Raw genomic sequence first — 21,383 nt, 5'->3', positions numbered from 1 at the left:
GGCCCATCCTGCCAGCGCCTCCCGGAGCATCTAAAACGCGAAGCACTTGCGGCGCCAGTTCAAAGCCCGGCGGCGGCCAGCGCCCGGCTTGGCCCCAGTCCGTGCATGTGGGCTACCGCACCTACCGGTTCTTGAGCGCCATTGGCACAAGTGGCAGCACCAACGCTACATTCACCAGGGCGGCCCCGCATAGAACGGCGAGCGTCCCATGGGGACCCATGCTGTCCAGCAGCCAAGCTCCAATCAAGGGTGCCGCCGCCGTGGCAAGCAAGGTCGGCAGCGCCAGGCGGCCCATGAGGATGGCATAGCCTTCGCGGCCGAACAGCGCGAGCGGCACGGTCCCCCGGGCGATGGAACGGATACCGCTGCCCATGCCGTAGAGAACGATGCTGGCCGCCGCGATGCCCGGCACCCCGACCAGCAAGCCGAGGCCGACCGCGACCAGGACCGAGGAGGCGACCAGGCTCCAGACGGGGTGGGTCTTCTTGCCGAAGGCCATCTCGAGGATGCGTCCGCCGACCTGAGCAGGACCGATCAACGTGCCGAGGCCGACCGCCGCCGCGAGGGCCAGCCCTTGAGATTGCAGCAGCATGAGGAGGTGCACGCCGATGATGGTCATGGTGCCGTAGGCCAGGGTGAAGCCCGCCGCGAGCAGGAGGAAGGCGGCACGTTGGTCCGGACGCACGTGCCCGGGTGGCGGCGAACCCGCCATGGCAGGCTTCGGCGGCCGCTCTGCCTCGCGCGGCAGGGCGAGCAGGTAAAGGGGCATCACCACCGCGACCATCAGCGCCGCATAGGTCAGGCAGGCGCCGCGCCAGCCCAGGTGTGCGGCGAGGAACGCGGTCAGCGGCCAGCAGACGGTGCTGGCGAAGCCGCCGAACAAGGTGACCTGGGTGATGACCGGCCGCGCGTCCTCGCCGTAGAGCCGACCCAGTGCGGAAAAGGCAGGGTCGTAGAGACCGGCACCCATCCCGAACCCGATGACCACCCAGGCCGCGACGAAGAGCGGAAGGTTGGGCGCCAGGGCAAGGCCCAGCAGGCCGACGGCGAGCAGGACGGCGCTGGCGGCCAGAACGGGGCGACCGCCATGGCGCTCGATGATGTGCCCGACGCGTGGCGAGACCAGGCCCGAAACCAGCAGACCGACGGACAGTGCCCCCACCACCCAGGCGAGCGGCCACCCGGTGTCGGCCACGACCGGCCCAGCCAGGACGGCGGGCAGGTAGTAGCTGCTACCCCAGGCGAGGATCTGCGCCACGCCGATTGCCGACACAACCACCAGCCGCGGACGACTGGCGGCCGGGTCCACCGGGGCGGTGCCCCCGGCTGCGGTACCTAGGCTCATTCGGCCGGTTCGACCTGGGCGAGTTCCTTGCGAGCCGGGCTGCCGCAATAGGGCGTGTCCTCGATAAGCTCCGGCTCGGGCGCGTAGCCGCCGCCTTGCGGCGTCTCTGGCATGCAGCACGATGCCGCGGTGTCCACCGCCTCCGGAAGCACGCGGCTGGAGCTGCAGACGCCGGTCTGCGGCAGGTCCAGTTCGACCCGGCGCGCCGCCTCGACGTCGCCCGCGAGGAAGGCGGCAATGGAGCGGACCTGCTCGTGGCCAGTCGCCAGCAGGAAGGTTGGCGCCCGCCCGTAGCTGGCCATCCCAGCCATGAAGAGGCCCACATCCGGCTGTGCCAGTTCCTCGGCGCCGTGCGGCCTGACAGTGCCGCAGGAGTGCAGGTTCGGGTCAATGAGCGGCGCCAGCACGCTTGGGCATTCGAGCGCCGGGTCGAGGTCAAGCCGAACCTCGCCGAGGATGCTGAGGTCAGGCCGCAGGCCGGTGGCCACTACCATCTCGTCGACCTTGACCACACGGCCTTCAGCGCTCTGCACCGTCAAGGTCCCGCCGGACTCACACTGGATCTCATCGACGGAGAAGGGCGCCAGAAGCTCGATGGTGCCGCTCTCGACGAGCTGCCGCAGCCGCTGGCCAAGCGCGCCACGCTCCGGCAGCTGGTCGGCCGCGCCGCCGCCGTAGGCCCGTGTCAGGTCGGTGCCCCGCGCTGCCCAGAGGACGGAGGAGCCAGGCGCCTGATCGGCGAGGGAGGCGAGGTCGATGAGGGTGCCGATGGCGGAGTGGCCGGAGCCGACAACAAGGACTCGCTTGCCTTCGTAGCGTGTGCGGTCGGTGCCGAGGATGTCGGGCATGCCGTAGCGGATCCGACCGGCTGCCTGGCGCTCGCCGATAGCGGGCAGGCCAGAGGAACTGGCCGGGCTTGGGGTGCCCCAGGTGCCAGAGGCGACGATGACGGCACGCGCAAGGATCCGCCCCTGCGTTCCGTGCTCATCCTCGAACCGCACCTCGAAGGGCTGCTGCTCGCGTCCGGCGTTCCGGACCTTGCCCGCGCGCAGCCGGGCGACGCCGGTGACGCGCGTGTTCAGCCGCAGGCGTTCTGCAATTTCCGGCAGGGCGGCGAGCGGCGCGAGGTAGCCCTCGACGAGGTCACGGCCGGTCGGGAAGGTCTCCGGGTCCGGCGCCGTCCAGCCGTGCCGCTCCAGCAGAGTTCGGGCGGCGCGGTCGATGTTGTAGCGCCATGGCGAGAACATGTGGACGTGGCCCCACGCTAGCGGCGCCGTACCGACCGAAGGACCTGCCTCGAGCACAACCGGCTCCAGCCCGAGCTCGTGGAGGTGCGCGGCTGCGGCAAGGCCGACCGGGCCGCCGCCGATGACGGCGACCGGGAGCGAGGCAGGGTTCGGGCGCACGGCGTCCGGGGCCTCGGCGCGCCGGTTTGCGGAGCAACATGAGCTCATCTTGGTCCTCCTATCTAATACCTCTGAGGGCGATGTATTAAGGCAAATGAAAGCTCAGCACTTGCAGTCCTCACTGGCCGTTCCGCGGGCCTTGGCGGCACGGCTGGTCTTGGTCAGGGCGGCGGTGGCATCCATCCAGGCGCCGAGGCCAACCTTGAAGGCTTCGCGTCCCTTGTCGGTCAGCGTGTAGACGCGGCGCTCGCGGCCGGAGACGACTTCGGTCTCCGAGGTGACGTAGCCGCCCTGCTCGAACTCCCTCATCGTCGGGTAGAGGGCACCTTCGGAGGGCGAGCAGCAGCCGTTGGTGGTCCGCTCCACTGCCCGGGCGATGTCGTAGCCATGCGCAGGGCCATCGTGCAGCACCTGCAGGACAAAGAACCGGCTGAGCGCCATCTTGATGGTGCCCGCCCAGTAGCCCCGGTCAGTGAAGTCCGGCGAGGGGCGAGGAACGGCGCGAAGGGCAGGCTGCTTGGACATATCGTAATGCTATGCCTCGGAGGGCGATGGGTCAAGTGCCGCCGGGAGCGGGGAGGGTCGTCCGCTGACCCGCGATGAGGTTGATTGCGCCCCCCCTCAGGTGACCGCCTGTGCGAGCCTGTCGTCGAGCTGTCCGCTCTGGCCTCCGCCATAGAAGGCGTCATCAAGGCGGGCCCAATCTGCCACGAGGGTGATCGAGCATGTACGCCGGGCTCCTCTAAAGGGGCTCAGGCCGCCCCGAGTGCGTTCTATCCTCCCGCTCTCGCCTCCCGCGACCGGCAGTGCCATCGAGGAGCCGACTATGATGAGGCACGCCTCCAACCAGCCGTGCGCCGCCCGGGAGATCGAGGAGGCCGAGCGTAGATCGAGCTGGCCACCGTTCCCGAGGATGTTCGAGGAGGACAGCGGGAGCCGGTTTGGTCCCCGGATGCGCCGGGTGCCGGACAACCGGGAGTTGGCTGAGCGGAGCCGCATCGCCATTGCGCTCGGGATTGCCGGGGCGGTCTGAGCGTCAAGCGGAAGCCGAGTTTCCCCGACCGCGTTCATAGCAAACAGAGCAAGCAGCATCTGCATCCCTCGGCGTCCGGACGGCTCGACAAGCTTCCCAGGAGCGCGCCTCAGTTGGACCGCCGACGCCCGCCGGGTGACGCACGTCGCCGTGATACCCCCCCGCTCAACACCGGGCGCACGCTAGCCAACCGGACGCGGAGACGACGATGCTGCGTAGGTCCATTTTCGGAGCCGCCACGGCAGCCTGCGCCGCCTTTTCGGCGCGGGCGCAAACTCAGAATTGCAAGTAGGTGCGGAGGCCGAGCACAAGGGCGTTCCGGCGCGCATCTCCGCTGGGGTGCCAGACATGGGTGATCGATGGTTGCAGGCTGAACCCTGGCCGGACCTCGGCCACGTAGGTCACCTCCAGGTTCGCCTCAAAGTCGCGCACCGCCGCACCGGTACCGGCTAAGCGGTTGCGGTCCCGGTCGGAGCCGCGCACCGCGTCGGAAAACTGGGCATAGATTAGGCTGAAGCCGAAGCGATCCCGCGGCCGAGCCGCAGGGCGGGCCGGCAGCGGATGCGCGCGGCTTGTGCCCAGCGCCAGACCGGCATCGAGAGTGTCGGGCGATAGGCGCGGGCGCAGCACTCGGCCTCGACCAGCCTTCCCAGGCCGATAATGGCATAGCCATCCATCCAGCAGTGAAGATGGCAGCTCCGGGTCGTACTAGGATAGCGCAGCAGGGGGCGGCCGACCTCGATCTCAAAGGGAGGCCCCTCGGGATACTGCTCGCGCAGCAGCTCGGCCTCCGCGATGTTCTCTTCATCCCGGGCCAGGCCCTCTGCGATCTCCTTGGCAAAGAGCTGGTACAGCTCCGTGTTGGTATGACGGCGCATAGGGACCCCGGCCGCTTGCGCGGCCGAGACCATGTGATCATACCGCTGCTGGGCGATAAAATCCTCGGCGGAGAGCGCCATCAGCTCGCACCGATCAGCTCGTTGATCTCCTCGTCGGAGATCCGCACCCGCGCCCAGGCGTCGTGCCAGTCCGGATCATGGGTGAGCAGCTGTTGCTCGGCCTGCTCCAGGCGTTCGCCGGCATCGCACAAGGCCTTCAGGTGCTCGCGGAGAATGGTCGGCGGACCGGCCACCGATGCCGTTGCCGCGTCGTAGGCGGTGCGGAAATCGCGGTGTGCCCGCAGGAACTTGGCGTGCATCATCGGGCGCGCTCCCGCAGCAGCCCCAGCTGATCCCTAACGGTCTGGATCTCGGCCGTAGCTTCCATGATATGCCGGGCATGCCGGCGCAAGGTGTGGTCGGGCATGGCGTTCAGCTCGTCATCGTCGAGCATGATGGCGCGGCCAGCGGCATCGCGCTTGGCCTCGGCACGCTCCAGGCGGCGCAGGAGTAGGTCATAGAAGCTCACTGCGACACCTGGTCGAACATCGCCGCGGGATAGGTGATCGAGGCTTCGTTGCCGACAATGACGGAGGCGGCCTGGAAGTTGGCACCTGCCATGGACTCGGCTTGCAGAATGGCCTCGGCCGCACCCCCGGCATCGTAGATGGTGGACGAGCAGAGCCCGCCAGTGCCATCGGAGAGGATGATGTGGAAGATGCGCTCGCTCACAGGCCGAACTCCATCGCTTCGTCACGGAGGTCGAGGACCTTGTCGGCCATGCGGATGGAGGCCTGACCAATCGGCATTGCCTCATCGGCAGCGTCGCAGATGTCCAGCACAAAGCGGGCGGCGTCGTCCGGATAGGCACGGGCGAGATCAACCAGGGCAGCCTGGAGGGCGTCGAAGGCCCCGGGATTACGATCGATCACCGAACGTCCCTCGCCACATGCACCACGGTGCTGGCATCGCCCTCGACGACAAACAAGGCGTGGGTGTCGCGGCCGAAGGCCTCGGCATCGCGGATGGCGTCAGCCGGGCTGGTGACGTTTTTGATCAGGCTGACCAGAATCTCGCCGCTGGCGTTGCCCTGGATCACCATGAACTGGCGGGCACGGCTGCGGATGCGGGAGAAGTCGCGGGCGTTCATGCCGCGTCCTCCTCATAGTGAGGCACGTCGGACAGCTCGCCAGCGTACATATTGATCAGGTCGGTATCGCCGACGAGCTTGTGGGTGCCTTCGATCACGGCCACGGCTTCGACCTCCTCCAGGGACACGTCGTGCTGGTCCGCATGACTGGCGCGAGCGTAGATGCCGGCCCGGATCGGGTCCTCGGCGCGAGCCCAGAGAACGTGCTGCTCGCAGTCGTCGGTCCAGAGGATGATGGTGTACCAGTTCATGCCGGCAGCTCCGGCGAGACGTCAAAGGCCTGGGCGTCGGCCGTGCCCTCGACGGCGATCACCGCCTGGAACTCGCTGTCCTCCAGCTCTTGCGCCAGGGCGGCGCGGAAGACCGCGATATCGGCAGCAGCGGAGGGGGTCGGGGGCTCGACATGCACGGCGCCGTAGGAGCACGCGGCGGTGCCGGTGACCATCACGACGTAGGGGTGCCAGGACGCGGCAGAATGCGTCTCGGCGAGGGCGCGCAAACGCGCCATCACAGGGGTATCCATATGGTCTGAAATCCGGTTCTGAAAAAGGGGTAGGCTCACCGGCCTAAGCGGCCAGCTCGATCAACCTATAGTGAATAAATGAGCAATAAAAGATCAATGTTAGATTGACATTGCCGGGGATGATCAGGTTCGGAATGGCCCAGACGCACGAAAGGCCGTCCGGGGGAGGGACGGCCTTTCGGCATGAGGGCGAACCACTCAGTACTATTTCGGGAATCATGCGGGCGACTAACTCCGCATATAATTTTGTAGAGTAACGTCGCGGCCAAGACGAAAATAGATTGACACCACAGAAGTATTACAGCCAGGGTGGTAGATTTCTTGGTTTTGATATGCCGAGATCGGTAGTAATCAGATGGACGGGATTACCCATATCACCCGGATCAGGGCAGCCATTCGGCCTGCATGCTCGCCGAAAGCAAGCAAGAGAGGAGCGCGTTCACGCGGAGGCTGGTCGCTTTCGTTGCTTATACGTCTGACGTAGCCGAAAACTGAAATCTGGCAATGAAATCGGGGTCACGCTCTTGCGATCCTGTTGCGGCTATTCGGGACGGCCGCCGTCGCTGCGCGGTTGACTATCCTGCCCGCGGTAGATGAGACCCGTTGAGGCGAGGGGAGGCACCGCCTTGGTCTCTGCAAGGTTTACCGAACTGGCTGGCTGTGCCGTGCCGATCCAGTAAGCTGCGATAGGTTCGCTAGCAGGCTGCTGAAATTCGTGGTGGTCGGTCGGCATACATGATTCCCTTCCGTCGATGGCGGGTGGGGCGCGGATGCAGGGAAGTGACGCGGTAGCTGGATCGCTATTCAGCTATGTGGATTTGGAAAAGCGGGTGCGGGCGGACCACCTCCTTCGGGTGATCCGCGGTATCGTCAACGCCACGCTGGTGGAGTTATTGGGGGCGTTTGACGCGCTGTACTCGCCGTTCGGACGGGCATCAATCCCGCCGGAACGGCTGCTGCGAGCCCTGCTGTTGCAGGCCTTCTACTCGATTCGCTCGGAGCGCCAGTTGGTCGAACGGATCGAGTTCGACTTGCTGTTCCGCTGGTTCGTCGGCCTCGGCGTGGATGATCCGGTCTGGGACGCCACGACCTTCACCAAGAACCGTGATCGGTTACTGGAGGGCGATGTGGCTGTGAACTTCCTGGCCACGGTGCTGGCGCAGCCCAAGGTCACGCGGCTGCTGTCGACCGAGCATTTCTCGGTGGACGGCACGCTCCTGGAGGCTTGGGCCAGCATCAAGAGTTTCCGCCCGAAAGATGGCTCTGGCCCGCCACCTGACGGCGGGCGCAACGGCGAGCAGGACTTCCACGGTCAGCAGCTTAGTAATGATACCCATGCCTCAACGACGGACCCAGATGCTCAGCTGTACCGCAAGGGCCGCGGGAAGGAGGCGAAGCTGTGCTTCATGGGGCATGCGCTGATGGAGAACAGGAACGGGCTGATCGTCGGCGCTGTTGCCACCCGCGCTTCCGGCCATGCCGAGAGGCTGGCCGCGCTGCACATGGTGGAACCCCATGCCGACCGACCTCAGAAGGTCACCCTGGGCGGCGATAAAGGCTTCGACGCGGGCGACTTCATCGCCGAACTGCGCGAGATCAACACGACACCACATGTGGCGCAGAACACCAGCGGGCGGCGTTCCGCGATTGACGGCCGGACCACTCGCCACCCCGGCTATACGGTCAGCCTGAGCATCAGGAAGCGGATCGAAGAACCATTCGGCTGGGCCGAGACCGTCGCCGGGATGCGCAAGGCGCGCCATCGGGGCCTGCCCAAGATCGACTGGCAGTTTACCTTCGCCATGGCCGCTTACAACCTCGTCCGTCTGCCGAAGCTCCTCGGAGCCGCACAGCCATGAGCACCGAGGAGCACCCCCTGCTCGGTAAGTGGCGGATCACCAGTATGGAGCTTTGGGACGCCGAGTTCATCGACCTCCTCGGACCCGGCTACATCCAGTTCGATACGGATGGTCGTGGCGAGTTCGCCTTCGGAGCCGTCCAAGGCGGGCTCGACTGCCATTTCGGCAGCCACAGCATTCACTTCACCTGGGAGGGAAGTGACGAAATGGATCACGCCTGCGGTGATGGCGATGCCGAACTTGAGGACGATGGCACCATCACCGGCGATATCCGCTTTCACCTCGGCGACGAATCGTCCTTCACCGCCCGTCGCTGGTAGCTTTTCAGCAGCCTGCTAGCGCCGCCCGAAGGCTGCCATCTTGATGATAGCCTACGGGACTGGCCCGAGAGGCTATGTCCGCGACACCGTTGGTCCTTCCAATGGCTTGAGGACGTGCTGGCAGCGATCGGCCTGCTGGTGCTGGCTGCGCGTCATTGGAACAGTGCGGGCCGTGGTGGCTGCCTTGTAGCCGCATCAGAGGAGGTGAGTGTCGAGACCTGCTTCGTAGCCAGTTCTCAAGCTGGGGTTCACCTTGAATAAGTCGCTGCTCTGATTGCCATGCAGGCGGCGAACATCGTGTACGCCGGGGTTTTTCGCCGCGGTTGGCCCTACGCGCCGCAGCGGTTTCTGCGCTTGCGCGTTTCCGGCGCGGAGAAGTTCGTGGGCGATGTTGTTGATTTCGACCGGTTGATTGGGACGCGAATGCCAATTCTCCGCTTCGGAACCGCGATGGCCAATCAACGGGTCACCAGAGCCATCGGGGCTATGGCGCTCGGGGTCGGAGAGGCCGTTGATGGAGTGACCAAAGCGCGGTCGGCGGCTGAGGTTGTGACAGAACTCACCAAAGGTGCGGAGATGATGTTGCCCTAACTGCCTGTTGCTGTTCACTCGGCCGCTTGGCGCTGCTGATGAAGCGGCCACATGTATTCACATCCCGAGCAAAAAACGGCCGGATAAGGCCTAAGGTGCGAAAACCCCGCCGTTGATCCGAGGGCCAGCCCGGCGGCGGGGCAATTCGATCCAAGCATTCCCAAGCAGTGCGGCGCGACAAAGAAGCGCCAGAACCTATTTATTCGACTTGCAGCATTCGTTGGGTGTTAGAGTGACGCAGTATATTATTGACGCAGCCAGTGTCCCATCCGCTAAATATCGGTGCCTCGAATTTCCGAGGTCCATGGTCTAGCCAACCTTGGCTGATCCGAAAGCATTTAAGCCGTGTATGTATCGTCCATCGGGCTCGCGCCCGATACATGCCTGCCGCATGGGCAGACCACCACCCTCAACACCGCCATCTCCGTCTATCTCGCCAACGGGCTCTGCGGCTCGGGCAAAACCTACGCCTCGGCCGACCAGATTGCCGAGGGCATCCTACGCGGCGAGCGATACCTGATCGCCGGGCCGACCGTGCAGCAGAGCCGCCAGCACGCCGAGGCCATACGCGCTGCGCTGCACCGGCTCAAGCTCGGCGGCACGGCCGCCCTGCTCGTCGTCGAGGTCAACGCCGAGACCGAGCGCCGCGCCATCAACGAGCATCAGCCGAGCGTCGCGCAGGTCATCACGGCCACCGCCGCCGCCACGCCGAAGGGCAGGGGCCGGGCGCTCTGCATCACCCATGCGGCGCTGCTCAACATGCCCCGCCGAGCCACGCCGAAGGGTTGGCACCTGCTGATCGACGAGGTGCCCGCCGCCGCCGTCCCGGCCGAGGTCGAACTGCCGACGCTCTACCTGAAGGCCCTGCGCTTCGTCCTCGATGATCGCGACAACCTACCGCGGCTGCGGGCCGACCTCGACCACCTCGCCGAGATCAAGCGGGATGCTGAGCAGCAGGTGCGCGACCTCGAAGGGCTGGGCAGTGGGGCCGCCGACCCGGACGGCACGCTCGACCGCGAGATCGCCCAGCGGCGTAGCATCCGCGACACACTCACCGACCTCTACTACAAGCTCAAGTCGGGGAACTGGCGCATCCTCGCCCGGCGTGGTGCCCTCGAACCCGATGGCAAGCATCGGCTGCGGCTGCGGCTGCACGACACCGCCATGACCCGCATCGTGCTGACCTCGATGATCGACTGGCAGGCCATGGTCGGCGTCGTGCAGCCGCGGTGGCAGAGCACGACCATCATGGCGGCCAACGTTGCGCAGAGCTTCGCCGCGATCACGCTGCGGCGGCAGGGCTTCCATTTGCTCGACCACCCCACCATCACGCCCCGCCTGCGGTATCAGGACGCTCATCCGAACGGCCACTTACTACGGGTCCTTTACCTGAGCAGCAGGCCGATGTCGAAACACCTGCGGGACAAGGTGGTTGAGGGCGGCCGCATGCGGGACATCATCACCGCCGTCGTCGAGGACCGCATGACGGACCTCGACTATTGCTGGTCGGCCAATCTTGACATGCCCGACACCTGCCTGCGCGGCACCCGCATGCCCTTCGTCAGTCATGGCCTCAACACCTTCCAGACCTACCGCAACGTCGTCGTCCTCAACATCGCCAATTTGAATCCGCAGTGCATGCAGGCCATGACCGAACTCGGCTTCACGCCTGAGCAGGTGCGCGAGGCCATCATGGCGGAATCCGTCTATCAGGCGGTGTGCCGGTCGGCCCTGCGCGATCCCGCCAACACTGAGCCGGTCGTTGCCGTCGTCCCCGATCTGGCCTGCGCCGAGTTCGTCGCCGAGCGGTTCCCCGGTTGCAGGATGTCGGCCCTCGGCGAAACCGAGCCGCCTGTTGCATTCGGCCGTGGCCGCCCGCGCCAGCACCTCGACGACGCCACCCGGAAGCGCGAGGCCCGCGAGGTTGAGCAGGCCCGGCGGGACGCCAGCATCGAGGCATGGCGGTCGAAGCTCATGGCCGAGGTGTTGGGCGAGCCGGTGTGGCAGTGCCAATTTTACGCCAGCAAGACAGATGGCAAGGCCGGCATCGAGACCCGCTTCGACAGCTTCAACGACATCCGGGCCTTGCTCGACGACTGGTTCGCCCTCGACCCCGCCTCAGACAAGGCCGAGAACAACCTCATTATGCAGGGCGAGCTTCGGTCCGATCCCGCCTCGCGGAACGCCCATGGCGGCTTGACGCACCGCGCCACGCCAAACATCGTATCGAGGTCGAGTATCTGGCTGGACATCGAGACACAGGGCAAGGGGGCATCCGGACCGCCCATCTCGCCGAGCGCGCTGCGCGCCCTACTGCCCGGCTATGCCATGTCGATCTACACCTCGTTCAACCACGAGCCGACGGCCTTCGGCACCCGCTACCGTGTTGTCATCCCGCTCTCGCACCGCGTCGGGCCGAATGCCTATAAGGCCGTCGGCCACCTGCTGCGCGACCATATCGAGCAGGCGAGGTGGTTCCGGTTCAACGCGGCGAAGGGCGCCTCGGCCTCGACACGCTACCATGGCCTCGATCCCTCGAAGGACAACGCGACCTCGATCTTCTACCTGCCCTGTCGCCGTGCTGGGCATGAGGCCGACCACTGGATCGAGCACTACGACGGGGAGCCAATGGATGTCGTCGAATGGCTTGGCCGAGACATGTCGCGCGTCATCCCGGACGACCAGATCATTCGCCCGTCCATGCCGAAGGCTAGCGAGACGAACACCATTGACCGCCTGCTCTCAGCCTCAGGCCGCGCTGCTGCCATCGACCGCTACCTCGCCCTGCCGAGCGGCACGCAGGACTACGCACTCAATCAACTGGCGTGGTCACTTGCCGGGATGGGCATCGGCATGGACGAGATAAGGCATGTGCTCGATGACTGCGCTCGCCAGTCGAACTCGCCGCAGGACAGGGCTGCGCAGGTGGGTCGCATCATGAAGCACCTCGCCCGCAAGGCGTGACCATATCCATCACGTTCCGGCATGCAGGCGCGATGCGCCCGCATGCGGCGCCGGTTGCCTTCGCGGCGTCTGGCCGCTGTCGCGTCCACGCCGCTCGGCAACACGTCGCTGCGCTCGTTCTGGACCCCATAGGGGGGTCCTTGTCCGGTAATTACCTTATAGACCTCTTTAGGTATTAAACGGACAAGCACCCCGTTGCCTCTCTCCCCGTGCTCAACCTACGGGCGCCGAATTCGCATCTGGGAAATGTGCCGGATGACCCATCCCACCGACACCGCGATGTTCTCGGCCGAGACCCTGACGCGGAGGCTGATTGCACGCGGCTAGCCTATGGCGGGTGATCTCGTCGAATACAAACCACCGAAGGTCTCGGCGAGTTGCCGGAAGTTCGTCCGGTAGCGGTTCTGGGTGGAGGCCTTGAGCGCTTGAGAGCGGGCATATAATCGATGGCGAAACGCTCAAGCGTTTCACTATAGATACGGCGTGGCCGTCCACCACAGTCGAGGCGGCGATGATCATCCAGTAGTCGCGCGAGCACCTGCTGCGCGGCGGCCTTCGATGATGTGCGGGCGACCGGCGTACTTCAGTGCCGCGCCATTGAAAGCGCACCCACCATGTCGAGCCTCGGCGATATACCGTCGCCACGGTCGGTCAGACGGTCACCGGCATCGTCGTCGATCCCCGCCGACCGCCCGGCAGGCTCTTATATAATGTGGAAGGGCGCGCAGCCGACCTGCTTAGCGATCTCGGCGATGGAGAGGTTGCCATTGGCAGTAAGGGCCTGGGCAACTTTCAGCTTGGTGGCGTCAAGGGCACGAGGGCGACCACCCAACCGGCCGCGGTTGGCAGCAGCCCGGGTACCGGCTCAAGTTCTCTCTTGCAGAAGCTCGACCTCCATCTGCCCCATGTCGGCTAGGACACTGAACGGGAAACGCCCGCACGGCCCCACCACGATGTGGATGTCCACTAGTATCGTCCCTGGCAGCGCCATGCACGACGGATCAGAGGAATGCTCTCCGGCATCGTCTCCAGCATGGCCCAAGCATCAGACCCGGCACGCCAGACCGGCGTAGGCCAACCCTGGCCGCCAACCATCCGGACAGGACCGCCGAGACCCGTCGGTCGTTGGTCGGCACCATGGTCGAGCGGTCGATGTCATGGTGGTCGTGATGCCGTGGCGCTGACCGTCATCGAAGCGCGGGCGGTTAGATGCGGGCCGAGAAAGATTGGACTCGCGGTCGGAGATGGTTCGCTAATCGACACCCATCGAAATGTCTTTGTGAGACTTTGGCCGCTGCGGGTAACCGCGCAGCGGCCTTTCTTATCTGGGTTCGTTGTCGTTTGCCGATTTGAGGGGCATGTCTGGTGCCTACTTGTGCTTCTTCCCGGTGCGAACCTTGCCTTGCATGCTCGACAAAATATCTTGCTGTTTCGCGGAAAAATCGGACTGCCGCTGTCCCGAAGTCGGGATGGCGGCCTGCTTGGATGCCTTGTCGTGAGCCTTCTGCTCGCGGCTTTTGTGCTTATTGGCCATGTCGCTATCTCCTTGAAGGAGGCTGGACGGCTAGCTCCACCGGTCGGGCGGGTGGGTAGGCTACGCTCACGCCAGCGGTCGCGCAGCATGAATCGGGTGTATTACCGTTTGCCGCACCGATGGGCTGATCCTAGTGGATGAGTTCTGCCAGCGGTGGTCACCCCGTCCGACCCCCGCCCTGACGATGGCCGAGTTGAAGCGCGTGATCGCATCTCCGTCTCTTCTGCCGCCATGACTTGAGGGGACACCAATGGGTCAGTGCGAGTATGGGTTCCGCCAACCGGTTTTGGGCGAAGCCGTCTGCGTCTCGACCACCCCTACCTACTACAAGCAGAATGCGGGCTCGTGGGTTGTGGAGCCCCGGCAAACCGACCTTTTCTGTCCATGAAGATTCGATCGGTCCGCCACTCGGCGGGAGACTGGCCACGGAACGGCTAGCCGTCCGCGCCAACCATCGGCGAGGAACCGGAGTCCAACTCACAAGGCACCGTAGTTGCGATGGGTCGCCCTGGTTTGGAGGCATCAGGCTCGCTGCAACATCGGAGGTTATGAGACGCCCTGGGATGGGTTACGCATCGACGGTGATGACGCTTACCATCTGCATCTGCATCTGCATCTCGGTCTCAGTGATTATGGCATGATGGTCGGCGGTCAGGGTTGGCGCGCACCCGTAGACATGCCGGGGATGATGTTCCGAGCCATGCTGGAATTGCTACCGGTGCGGCCATCTGCCTAATTGCGAGTGGCATGGGCCGGGCAATGGGACGGCTAAATACCTGTCTCGACAATCACGCCGAGAGTCATCCGCGAGGAAATCTCCATGCGCTACAGCGAAATCCGAGCACGCCCAGCCACAACCGACACCCACCCGTTCGTCACTGATATCACCATTGCTCCTGCTACCTTCGAGGTCTTCGAGCGGGCGATGGAGGATAGGCGCGATGTCTGCCTCCTGGCCTGGATCGATCGGGATGACCGTTACCTCGTCCATCTCGGATGTTCTTCGGCAGCAGTGAGGCGGACTATTCAGACCGCCTTGGGCTGATGGGCTAACCGTCGTCGAGCGTGAAGCCGATCTTGAGCGTCACTTGGTAGTGCCCGACCTTCCCGTCCTTCACCTCGTCGCGGACTTGGACCACCTCGAACCCCTTGACGTTGCGGACGGTGGTGGTGACCCGCGCAATCGCATTCTGGATAGCGTCGGAGACGCTAGTACCAGAGGTACCGACAAGCTCCACTAGCTTGTAGACGTGCTCAGTCATGACGGAGGTCTCCCGCGTCTGCACGGGTCAGCCCGGGAAGGTGCCCACTGATCCTGTACCGCCTAAGCAACGTGGTACAATTGGCGCCTGGGCTGTGATCGGCTCGGTCGCCCTGGCCTGACCTGGCTTCGGCGTCTCGATTATACAAGTAGCTGACGTGGCTAGCAAAAACCGGGAAACCAGGGGCGCGTGGCACCACGCCGGGCGGCCCCGGCGCTTTGGTGCAGGGGGTGGGGTGGCCGGGGCCGGGGCCGGCAATGGGGATGCTCTTGATCTGCGGCGGGCTTGCGATGCCGCCAGAACGCCCCTGCCGCGGGTCATGATCACCGCCGCACCACCTAGGCGCAGGATGCGCAGGATTGCGGTGACGATCTCCGCGCGGGGCACCAGATGGAGCACATTGAGAACGTTTAGGCAGACGATGGCGCCATAGAGGTCGCTTGGGATGCCGGCGCTGCTCTGGAAGGTTGGGAAAATACCCGTCTGCGGGTAGGGCTCCAGGCTGTCAGTGCCGATCGCGGCAGCGCTCAGTCCGCGCCCAGCACCATAGTCGAGGGTCCCGCTTGGTGGCATACGCAGCGCCGCAGCGGCCTTGCGCTAGGTCCGAGTGGTGGTGATCTGGGTGCGGCGGGAGTTTGCCGCCGGAGGAAATTGAACGCAGGCTGACATACCATTTATAACCGTCGCTGTCACACGATCGAAGTTTCCCGACACACGATGTCTCCTGCGCCACCACCATCCAGGCGGTGAGCATCATGCAGATCTCCTCGACGGCGGCAGCGGTCTTGTCGATATCCACCCCGGCATTGGCGAGTGCCCCGAGGTGTTTCGGGATGTCCACGCGGATGATGTAAGGCGGGGCTTTAGCTATGGCTCAGGTCGCCCGGATGGTTGGGGGCTGCCGGGCGGATTGCTCGGCATAGCCGGCCCGCAGCATGTCGATCCAAGGCAGCACATTGAGGATGCCGAGGATGCCGTTGGCCGCAATCTCGATAGGGAAGCGATGGTCGGCTTCGCGCAGAGGTTTGAAACAGCGGATCAGCGTCCGCGGCGTGGCTTTGATGAGGTGGTCGAAGCAGTCCAGCGCGGGCACCGCCCCGGCGAAATAGTCGTCCAACACTGCGTCGCGCAGGTGCGGGGGTGCGTCACGCAGATGCGGCATGACCAATTGCGGATCGCGGACGGCTTTGAGGAGTGTATCGTGCAGGGTCAGCACCGCCAGCGCGGTGGCGAATGCCATGTTCCGGAAGCTCCCCGGCGCCCGCAGTTGCCGATGGAAGTCCTCCGCCATGCGCCGCTGCTCGCCCTGCATCAATCGAGCGATGTTCTCATCGCCCGCCTCGGCGGCCCGTTGCAGCGCTCCATCATGCATCTAATTGACATGGCTTTCGCCCACGTTCCGGACATCGCGGACGAAGATGCGGAAAGGCTCCGTCTCCAGCATGCCGCGAACTAGGTCCGGCCAGTTCCGCCGCTCATCCTGGCAGTAATACTGGACGGCGAAGCGCTGGAACGGGCGCTGGAAGATGGCCAACTGCTGCCCCCGGGCCTCGGCCTGCACCTCGGCCACCTGCTGGCGGGAGAGGCCAGCAACCCGGCGCTCGCACTCCGAAGGGTCGCCGTTGGAAGACGGATAATGGGCAAGGTGCTGCCGGGCGCTGCCGATCTCACCACGCTTGTGGAGGGCCTCATGGCAGACCGGGCAGATGATCTGCGCGGCCCGGCAGTCCGAGTAGCCAACATTGTCGGCTTGCACGAATTGCTGGAGCAGGATCGACCAAGCGTCACGCATGGCTCATACCAAGTCTCCGAGAGCATGACTCGCTGGGGATTCCCAGACCGACGGCGCTCTGATTCAACGTGGCGAACAGGGGAGCTTCGCCATGCCCATCCCACTCCGAGCTGACTATGACGCAGCTGGGCTTCGTGCTGCAGCTCGCCGGACCAAGGATGCGGCCCAGGCCCGTCGCTTGTTGGCCTTGGCTGCCGTTTACGACGGAGTGTCGCGCACGGAGGCCGCCCGGATCGGCGGGGTGACGGTGCAGATCGCCCGGGACTGGGTTGTTCGGTTCAACGCCCAGGGCCCGACTGGACTGGTTGACCGCAAGGCGCCGGGCCATGCGTCACGGCTGAACCATACCCATCGTGCGGCCCTGGCAGAGGTGCTTGAGAGCGGCCCGATACCCGCGATCCACGGCGTGGTGCGGTGGCGGCTGATCGATCTCTGCCAATGGCTGTGGGAGGAGCACCGGGTTACGGCCGCCAAGCAGACCATGAGCCGCGAGGTGCGGGCGCTCGGCTACCGCAAGCTCTCGGCGCGTCCTCGCCATCACGCGCAGGCGGAAGACGCCATCGAGAATTTTAAAAAACCTTCCCCGCCCGCCTGGAGGACATCGCGCGCGAGAAAGGCTTCGCCACCAGCGCCATCGAGGTCTGGTTCGCCGATGAGGCCCGTGTGGGCCAGAAGAACAAGATCACTCGGCGCTGGGCCCGGCGCGGCACCAGGCCCGCGGCGCCGCATGACCAGCGTACGGCGTCGACCTACCTCTTCGGCGCCATCTGCCCCAAGGAGGGCAAGGCAGCAGGCCTCGTCCTGCCCCACTGCAACACCGCAGCCATGAGCCTGCATCTCGCCGAGATCGCTGCCGCTGTGGCGCCGAACGCGCATGCCGTGCTGCTGCTCGACCAGGCCGGATGGCACCTATCGGACAGGCTCGAGGTGCCGCCGAACATCACCCTCATCCCGCTGCCGCCACAATGCCCAGAGCTCAACCCGGTCGAGAACACCTAGCAGTTACTGCGGGACAACTGGCTCTCGAACCATGTCTTCCACTGCTACGACGACATCGTCGACCATTGCTGTCGCGCCTGGAACCGCCTCGTCGAGCAGCCCTGGACTATCATGTCCATCGGACTGCGCGATTGGGCGCATCGGTTCTGATCAGCGAGATTTGGTATCAGTTCCTCTTTCGGGGTGGAGGGGGGCCGTCGAGCCGGCGCAGCGCCGCCTGCGCTGGCGCCGGCAGGGTGCGGGCCAGGAACCGGCTCCAGGGCTCGCCTGGATGGCGCTGGAGGGGATAGTCGCGCTCGGCCTTGGCGAGGGCCGCAATGAGGGCGTCGGCCGCCTGCGCGGCCTTCTCGGCGCGGATCATCACCGAGACCCGACATTCTCACCCTTCGACGGACAGTCTTTGGCGCTAGGGGTGCCGAACCGCTTCCGGCGCCACGCGATCTCCTCCACCTCGAAGACGGCCTTGGCCTCATCCTCCGCCCGCATCAGCAGCGCCAGCTTGCGCGCCATCGAGTCCTTCACCGCCGGGGGGCACTCCTTCAGCCGGACCTCAGCGTCCCGGACCGCGACCCTCGCCTGCCGGTACGCCACGGATGCGGCCCAGGCAGCGGCGGCCTCTGGCCGGGTCCTCTCATCCTGTTGGTCGAACTTCGGCAGCGGCGGACCCTCCCCCGACACCCCCTCCCCAGCCGGGACGGCCGTTCCCGCCAAAGGCGGGGAACGGACCGAACCGGACGGGACCAGATAAACAGAAGAGTTTGTTCCGGATGGCGCCTTTTCACACGACGACGGGGGAGGGGAGGCGGCGCCTTCCTTCTTCGATGCCGGGGCTGCTTCACCTGCCTTTTGCTCAGGAGGAGGGCTGTCCTCACCCTCCTGCTTGGCGGCCCGGCGCTTCTCTGCCCGACGCTCGCGGGCCTTGGCCGTCCCCTTTCGCCGCTTCACCTTGAAGCCGTAGCTGTAGGCGGTGTCCTCCAGAAACATACGGACGTAGAGCAGTCCGGTCTCCAACTTCACCAGATGCTCTCGGATCAGCCCGCCAAGCTCCTCCCAGTCCTGGCCGTCGAGCCCTGCGGCGTTCATCAGGACGCAATCATCGTCCTCCAGGCCGCAGCCACGCTCGATCTGGGCCTGGATGTGAATTTCGACCAAGGCCAGCGCGGCCACCGGGGAGCGCCGTTTCAGGCGCAGATACTCCCGGCTCCCGAGCACTCGGCGCGAGATCATGACGCGGGGGAAACACTCAAGGTCGTCGTCCAGGGGGACAGGGGCGGTGGGCTGTGGGGTATGGGTCTGCATGGCGGTCTCCCAAAGGAGGCCACTCCACAACCGTAACGAATCAAAGTCCGGACACACGCATCTGTGCGCAAGTGGGACTTGCGTTTAGCGGTGCGCACGGTGAGGATTGGGTTAGCGACTACCCCGCCTCGGTCCTTTGATCTGCTCCGGCAGTGAAAAAGGCCGGGGCTTTTTACGTTATGGTTGGGTCTTCGGGCTGGGGACGACATTCCTATGCGGCACGGTTTTGGCTCCTAGTTGCAAACCGGGCCAACAATTAGGAAGGCGGGAATGCCCGGGGCGAGCTGCACCTCGACCCCCACCGGGACGGCCTCAATGCCGGAGAAGGCGAAGGTGGCGATGCGGGCGATGGTCATGCGCCCGCAAGACTATATCATTCCGATTTTATATCAATCAGCGATGGCGAGGGCTTGGCGCCAGAGGCGGAGGAAATTGCCGGACCAGAGAAGGTCGAGCTCCCGCTCGCCATAGCCGCGCTTGGCCAGAGCCGCGGTGAGGCCAGGCGTTTCCGCTGCGTTCTGCCAGCCCTCGACGCCGCCGCCGCCGTCGAAATCGGAGGAGACGCCGACATGCTCGATGCCGATGCGGCGGACGGCGTGGTCCACATGGTCGGCCATGTCCTCGACGCTCCCGGGGTTGCGCCCGCCCTCGGGCGTCGGGCGGAGAAAGGCGGGGACGGCGGTGATCTGGACGAGGCCGCCGACCGCCTTCAGCGCGTCGAGCTGCTCGTCGTCGATGCCGCGGGGGTGGTCGTGCAGGGCACGGCAGGCGGTGTGCGTCGCAACGATGGGGGAGCGGGACAACTCCGCCGCCTGGAGCATGCCGGACTTCGCTACATGAGAGACGTCGACCATGAGACCGGCAGCGTTCAGTGCGGCGATGGCTTGGCGGCCGAGGGGGGAGAGGCCGCCATGTTCGGACGGCGCGTCGCCGAGGCGCTGCTGCGGGCGGGCGCTGTCGGCGAGGTCGTTGTGGCCGTCATGGGTGAGCGTCAGGTAGCAGGCGCCGAGCGCGCGCCAGTGGGCGGGGGCGGAGAGGTCGCGGCCCATGGCGTAGCCGTTCTCCACGGCCGAGAGAACGGCGAGGGCGCCGGCGGCGTGGCAGGCTTCCAACTCGTCGGGGGTGGTGCAGAAGCGGTGGGCCTTGCCATCGGCGCGCTCGTGGATGTGGCGCAGCATCGCCTCGGCGCGCTCGGCGGCGGCGGCATGGCCGGCCTCGTCGCGTTTTCCCTGGCCGACATAGGCGATGAAGATGGCGGCGTTCAGGCCGCCGCGCTGCATCTTCGGGAAGTCGACGCGCATCGGGCCCTCCGCCAGCGGGTCGGGCGGGTCGGGCCAGCGGATATCGACATGGGTGTCGAGGGTCAGCATCAGGCGGCGCCCCAGCCGGTCAGGAAGCGTTCCAGCAAGCCGCCCATGATGTCGACGTTGTAGCCGCCCTCTTGGATGATGGCGGTCGGCAGGCGGAGGCCGCTGATATCGGCGCCAGCGCGGGCGAAGCCATCGGCCGTGACTTTCAGCAGGCCGAGCGGCTCGTGCTCGCTCGGGTCGAAGCCAAGGGAGACGACCAACGCCTCGGCGCCGAACTTCCGCGTGGCTGCGATGCCGGTGGCGATGGCGTCCAGCCAGGCGGCGTCGCCGGTGCCGGCGGGGAGGGGGAGGTTGCGGTTGGTGCCGGCGGGGCCGGTCTCATCGGCATAGCCTGTGAAGAAGGGATAGTAGTTCGACGGGTCGCCGTGGACGGAGACCGTCAGCACGCTGGCATCCTCCCAGAAGATGCCCTGGGTGCCGTTGCCATGGTGGCTGTCGATGTCGAGCACGGCGACGCGCGCGGCACCCGCTTGGCGGAGCGCGGCGACGGCGATGGCGGCGTTGTTGAGGTAGCAATGCCCGCCGGCGCGGGCGCGGTAGGCATGGTGGCCGGGTGGACGGCAGAGGCCATAGGCCTGGCGCCCGGCGACGGCCTCCGCTGCGGCGGCGAGGGCGACGCCGGCGGCGGCCAGGATAGCCTCCCAGGAACCGGCGCCGATCGGGCAGGAGGTGTCGGCGGTATACCAGCCGGCCTGGCCGATGATGCCGCCCGGGCGACGGCCGCCAGTGGCGAGCGCATCACCGGTCGCATGGGTGTTGCCGACCACTTCCTCGCCCGGGTTCGGGAGTTGCTGCCAGGCGGCGTAGGCGCCATCGAGGAAGTCGAGATAGTCGGGGGCGTGGACAGCTTCCAGCGCGGCGCGGGCGGGCGCGGCGGCCGTCTCCGGCGGCAGGCCGAGGCGGCCGAGGGCGGCGAGCAGCGCCTCGGCGCGGGCCGGCACCTCGAAATTCGGCCGGAGTTGGCCGCGCTGGAGGAAGAAGCGCGGCGTATGCCGCAACTGGTCGGGATGGGAGAAAGCGCGCATGGCCGAAGGCTAGCAGCGGATACGCCCTTGTCC

General features: G+C 65.8%; 25 protein-coding genes and 2 pseudogenes. 7 read left to right on the top strand and 20 right to left on the bottom strand.

Annotation, left to right across the window (positions count from 1 at the left end; genetic code table 11):
• Positions 1-121: 121 nt before the first annotated feature.
• The 3 genes from LH62_RS23165 to LH62_RS23155 form a co-directional block, all read right to left on the bottom strand.
• Complete coding sequence (locus LH62_RS23165) at positions 122-1,345, bottom strand: MFS transporter (protein ID WP_082012736.1); 1,224 nt, start codon at positions 1,343-1,345, stop codon at positions 122-124.
• The gene (locus LH62_RS23160) at positions 1,342-2,751 is read right to left on the bottom strand and encodes an FAD-dependent oxidoreductase (protein ID WP_236552610.1); all 1,410 of its coding nucleotides are present in this window, start codon (positions 2,749-2,751) and stop codon (positions 1,342-1,344) included. Before LH62_RS23160 ends, LH62_RS23165 begins: the two co-directional genes overlap by 4 nt.
• A 102-nt stretch (positions 2,752-2,853) precedes the next feature.
• Complete coding sequence (locus LH62_RS23155) at positions 2,854-3,276, bottom strand: PadR family transcriptional regulator (protein ID WP_043364500.1); 423 nt, start codon at positions 3,274-3,276, stop codon at positions 2,854-2,856.
• Positions 3,277-3,577: 301 nt separating this feature from the next.
• On the opposite strand from LH62_RS23155, the gene LH62_RS23150 reads away from it, so the two are divergent.
• Positions 3,578-3,784: a hypothetical protein gene (locus tag LH62_RS23150; RefSeq protein ID WP_043364499.1), complete on the top strand. Its 207-nt coding sequence runs from the start codon at positions 3,578-3,580 to the stop codon at positions 3,782-3,784.
• A 276-nt stretch (positions 3,785-4,060) separates the two neighbouring features.
• Here the strand turns inward: LH62_RS23150 and LH62_RS32155 are convergent, their stop codons facing one another.
• The 8 genes from LH62_RS32155 to LH62_RS23105 form a co-directional block, all read right to left on the bottom strand.
• Positions 4,061-4,267, bottom strand: coding sequence for a carbohydrate porin (locus tag LH62_RS32155; RefSeq protein WP_043364498.1), 207 nt, complete (start codon positions 4,265-4,267; stop codon positions 4,061-4,063).
• Between the two features lie 23 nt (positions 4,268-4,290).
• Positions 4,291-4,743 carry a hypothetical protein gene (locus LH62_RS32150; RefSeq protein ID WP_043364497.1) on the bottom strand — a complete coding sequence of 151 codons (453 nt, stop codon included), beginning with the start codon at positions 4,741-4,743 and terminating at the stop codon, positions 4,291-4,293.
• Entirely contained in the window at positions 4,743-4,985 is a 243-nt protein-coding gene (locus LH62_RS23135) for a hypothetical protein (RefSeq protein WP_043364496.1), read from the bottom strand. Before LH62_RS23135 ends, LH62_RS32150 begins: the two co-directional genes overlap by 1 nt.
• A 202-nt stretch (positions 4,986-5,187) precedes the next feature.
• Complete coding sequence (locus LH62_RS23125; RefSeq protein ID WP_043364494.1) at positions 5,188-5,394, bottom strand: hypothetical protein; 207 nt, start codon at positions 5,392-5,394, stop codon at positions 5,188-5,190.
• Positions 5,391-5,594, bottom strand: a complete 204-nt coding sequence (locus tag LH62_RS23120; RefSeq protein ID WP_043364493.1) for a hypothetical protein — start codon at positions 5,592-5,594, stop codon at positions 5,391-5,393. The genes LH62_RS23125 and LH62_RS23120 overlap by 4 nt, the downstream gene beginning before the upstream one ends.
• The gene (locus LH62_RS23115; protein ID WP_043364492.1) at positions 5,591-5,812 is read right to left on the bottom strand and encodes a hypothetical protein; all 222 of its coding nucleotides are present in this window, start codon (positions 5,810-5,812) and stop codon (positions 5,591-5,593) included. The genes LH62_RS23120 and LH62_RS23115 overlap by 4 nt, the downstream gene beginning before the upstream one ends.
• Positions 5,809-6,063 carry a hypothetical protein gene (locus LH62_RS23110; RefSeq protein ID WP_043364491.1) on the bottom strand — a complete coding sequence of 85 codons (255 nt, stop codon included), beginning with the start codon at positions 6,061-6,063 and terminating at the stop codon, positions 5,809-5,811. Before LH62_RS23110 ends, LH62_RS23115 begins: the two co-directional genes overlap by 4 nt.
• Entirely contained in the window at positions 6,060-6,320 is a 261-nt protein-coding gene (locus tag LH62_RS23105) for a hypothetical protein (protein WP_043364490.1), read from the bottom strand. Before LH62_RS23105 ends, LH62_RS23110 begins: the two co-directional genes overlap by 4 nt.
• 785 nt (positions 6,321-7,105) lie before the next feature.
• Between LH62_RS23105 and LH62_RS23100 the strand changes: the two genes are divergently transcribed.
• The 4 genes from LH62_RS23100 (at position 7,106) to LH62_RS23085 (ending at position 12,069) form a co-directional block, all read left to right on the top strand.
• The gene (locus tag LH62_RS23100) at positions 7,106-8,194 is read left to right on the top strand and encodes an IS5 family transposase (RefSeq protein WP_043364489.1); all 1,089 of its coding nucleotides are present in this window, start codon (positions 7,106-7,108) and stop codon (positions 8,192-8,194) included.
• Positions 8,191-8,514, top strand: a complete 324-nt coding sequence (locus tag LH62_RS23095; RefSeq protein WP_043364488.1) for a hypothetical protein — start codon at positions 8,191-8,193, stop codon at positions 8,512-8,514. The genes LH62_RS23100 and LH62_RS23095 overlap by 4 nt, the downstream gene beginning before the upstream one ends.
• A 279-nt stretch (positions 8,515-8,793) precedes the next feature.
• Positions 8,794-9,105 carry a hypothetical protein gene (locus tag LH62_RS23090; RefSeq protein ID WP_043364487.1) on the top strand — a complete coding sequence of 104 codons (312 nt, stop codon included), beginning with the start codon at positions 8,794-8,796 and terminating at the stop codon, positions 9,103-9,105.
• Positions 9,106-9,450: 345 nt separating this feature from the next.
• Complete coding sequence (locus tag LH62_RS23085; protein WP_043364486.1) at positions 9,451-12,069, top strand: hypothetical protein; 2,619 nt, start codon at positions 9,451-9,453, stop codon at positions 12,067-12,069.
• 1,369 nt (positions 12,070-13,438) lie between these two features.
• Here LH62_RS23085 and LH62_RS31270 read toward each other — a convergent pair.
• Entirely contained in the window at positions 13,439-13,603 is a 165-nt protein-coding gene (locus tag LH62_RS31270) for a hypothetical protein (protein ID WP_160299875.1), read from the bottom strand.
• A gap of 820 nt (positions 13,604-14,423) precedes the next feature.
• Here LH62_RS31270 and LH62_RS23080 point away from each other — a divergent pair.
• Positions 14,424-14,648, top strand: coding sequence for a hypothetical protein (locus LH62_RS23080; protein ID WP_043364485.1), 225 nt, complete (start codon positions 14,424-14,426; stop codon positions 14,646-14,648).
• A 4-nt stretch (positions 14,649-14,652) separates the two neighbouring features.
• On the opposite strand, the gene LH62_RS23075 is transcribed toward LH62_RS23080, so the two are convergent.
• The 3 genes from LH62_RS23075 to LH62_RS23065 form a co-directional block, all read right to left on the bottom strand.
• Positions 14,653-14,865: a dodecin gene (locus LH62_RS23075; RefSeq protein WP_043366452.1), complete on the bottom strand. Its 213-nt coding sequence runs from the start codon at positions 14,863-14,865 to the stop codon at positions 14,653-14,655.
• A gap of 874 nt (positions 14,866-15,739) precedes the next feature.
• Positions 15,740-16,177: a hypothetical protein gene (locus tag LH62_RS23070; RefSeq protein ID WP_201445573.1), complete on the bottom strand. Its 438-nt coding sequence runs from the start codon at positions 16,175-16,177 to the stop codon at positions 15,740-15,742.
• 60 nt (positions 16,178-16,237) lie between these two features.
• Positions 16,238-16,657, bottom strand: coding sequence for a hypothetical protein (locus LH62_RS23065; RefSeq protein ID WP_043364483.1), 420 nt, complete (start codon positions 16,655-16,657; stop codon positions 16,238-16,240).
• 91 nt (positions 16,658-16,748) lie between these two features.
• On the opposite strand from LH62_RS23065, the pseudogene LH62_RS29530 reads away from it, so the two are divergent.
• A pseudogene (locus LH62_RS29530) lies at positions 16,749-17,806 on the top strand (IS630 family transposase).
• Between the two features lie 16 nt (positions 17,807-17,822).
• Here the strand turns inward: LH62_RS29530 and LH62_RS23055 are convergent.
• From LH62_RS23055 to LH62_RS23040, 5 genes and pseudogenes are all read right to left on the bottom strand, one after another.
• Positions 17,823-18,017, bottom strand: coding sequence for a hypothetical protein (locus tag LH62_RS23055; RefSeq protein WP_043364482.1), 195 nt, complete (start codon positions 18,015-18,017; stop codon positions 17,823-17,825).
• Positions 18,017-18,955, bottom strand: a complete 939-nt coding sequence (locus LH62_RS23050; RefSeq protein ID WP_043364481.1) for a hypothetical protein — start codon at positions 18,953-18,955, stop codon at positions 18,017-18,019. The genes LH62_RS23055 and LH62_RS23050 overlap by 1 nt, the downstream gene beginning before the upstream one ends.
• Before the next feature lie 248 nt (positions 18,956-19,203).
• A pseudogene (locus LH62_RS32445) lies at positions 19,204-19,311 on the bottom strand (ATP-binding protein); the annotation flags it as partial.
• A gap of 33 nt (positions 19,312-19,344) precedes the next feature.
• Positions 19,345-20,325 carry a dipeptidase gene (locus tag LH62_RS23045; RefSeq protein ID WP_043364480.1) on the bottom strand — a complete coding sequence of 327 codons (981 nt, stop codon included), beginning with the start codon at positions 20,323-20,325 and terminating at the stop codon, positions 19,345-19,347.
• Entirely contained in the window at positions 20,325-21,350 is a 1,026-nt protein-coding gene (locus LH62_RS23040) for a histone deacetylase family protein (RefSeq protein WP_043364479.1), read from the bottom strand. The genes LH62_RS23045 and LH62_RS23040 overlap by 1 nt, the downstream gene beginning before the upstream one ends.
• Positions 21,351-21,383 lie beyond the last annotated feature (33 nt).

The organism is Belnapia sp. F-4-1 (assembly GCF_000802185.1).
GTDB lineage: Bacteria > Pseudomonadota > Alphaproteobacteria > Acetobacterales > Acetobacteraceae > Belnapia.
The sequence above is the reverse complement of the archived record's forward strand: the minus strand, read 5'-3'. Positions and strand labels throughout refer to the sequence as shown.

What these genes read in the sequence shown, in the direction of transcription:
- LH62_RS23165 (WP_082012736.1), bottom strand. Translation starts at nt 1,345, where the DNA reads ATGAGCCTAGGTACCGCAGCCGGGGGCACCGCCCCGGTGGACCCGGCC.
- LH62_RS23155 (WP_043364500.1), bottom strand. Translation starts at nt 3,276, where the DNA reads ATGTCCAAGCAGCCTGCCCTTCGCGCCGTTCCTCGCCCCTCGCCGGAC.
- LH62_RS23150 (WP_043364499.1), top strand. Translation starts at nt 3,578, where the DNA reads ATGATGAGGCACGCCTCCAACCAGCCGTGCGCCGCCCGGGAGATCGAG.
- LH62_RS32150 (WP_043364497.1), bottom strand. Translation starts at nt 4,743, where the DNA reads ATGGCGCTCTCCGCCGAGGATTTTATCGCCCAGCAGCGGTATGATCAC.
- LH62_RS23135 (WP_043364496.1), bottom strand. Translation starts at nt 4,985, where the DNA reads ATGATGCACGCCAAGTTCCTGCGGGCACACCGCGATTTCCGCACCGCC.
- LH62_RS23115 (WP_043364492.1), bottom strand. Translation starts at nt 5,812, where the DNA reads ATGAACGCCCGCGACTTCTCCCGCATCCGCAGCCGTGCCCGCCAGTTC.
- LH62_RS23110 (WP_043364491.1), bottom strand. Translation starts at nt 6,063, where the DNA reads ATGAACTGGTACACCATCATCCTCTGGACCGACGACTGCGAGCAGCAC.
- LH62_RS23105 (WP_043364490.1), bottom strand. Translation starts at nt 6,320, where the DNA reads ATGGCGCGTTTGCGCGCCCTCGCCGAGACGCATTCTGCCGCGTCCTGG.
- LH62_RS23100 (WP_043364489.1), top strand. Translation starts at nt 7,106, where the DNA reads ATGCAGGGAAGTGACGCGGTAGCTGGATCGCTATTCAGCTATGTGGAT.
- LH62_RS23095 (WP_043364488.1), top strand. Translation starts at nt 8,191, where the DNA reads ATGAGCACCGAGGAGCACCCCCTGCTCGGTAAGTGGCGGATCACCAGT.
- LH62_RS23090 (WP_043364487.1), top strand. Translation starts at nt 8,794, where the DNA reads ATGCAGGCGGCGAACATCGTGTACGCCGGGGTTTTTCGCCGCGGTTGG.
- LH62_RS31270 (WP_160299875.1), bottom strand. Translation starts at nt 13,603, where the DNA reads ATGGCCAATAAGCACAAAAGCCGCGAGCAGAAGGCTCACGACAAGGCA.
- LH62_RS23080 (WP_043364485.1), top strand. Translation starts at nt 14,424, where the DNA reads ATGCGCTACAGCGAAATCCGAGCACGCCCAGCCACAACCGACACCCAC.
- LH62_RS23075 (WP_043366452.1), bottom strand. Translation starts at nt 14,865, where the DNA reads ATGACTGAGCACGTCTACAAGCTAGTGGAGCTTGTCGGTACCTCTGGT.
- LH62_RS23070 (WP_201445573.1), bottom strand. Translation starts at nt 16,177, where the DNA reads ATGCAGGGCGAGCAGCGGCGCATGGCGGAGGACTTCCATCGGCAACTG.
- LH62_RS23065 (WP_043364483.1), bottom strand. Translation starts at nt 16,657, where the DNA reads ATGCGTGACGCTTGGTCGATCCTGCTCCAGCAATTCGTGCAAGCCGAC.
- LH62_RS23055 (WP_043364482.1), bottom strand. Translation starts at nt 18,017, where the DNA reads ATGATCCGCGCCGAGAAGGCCGCGCAGGCGGCCGACGCCCTCATTGCG.
- LH62_RS23050 (WP_043364481.1), bottom strand. Translation starts at nt 18,955, where the DNA reads ATGCAGACCCATACCCCACAGCCCACCGCCCCTGTCCCCCTGGACGAC.
- LH62_RS23045 (WP_043364480.1), bottom strand. Translation starts at nt 20,325, where the DNA reads ATGCTGACCCTCGACACCCATGTCGATATCCGCTGGCCCGACCCGCCC.
- LH62_RS23040 (WP_043364479.1), bottom strand. Translation starts at nt 21,350, where the DNA reads ATGCGCGCTTTCTCCCATCCCGACCAGTTGCGGCATACGCCGCGCTTC.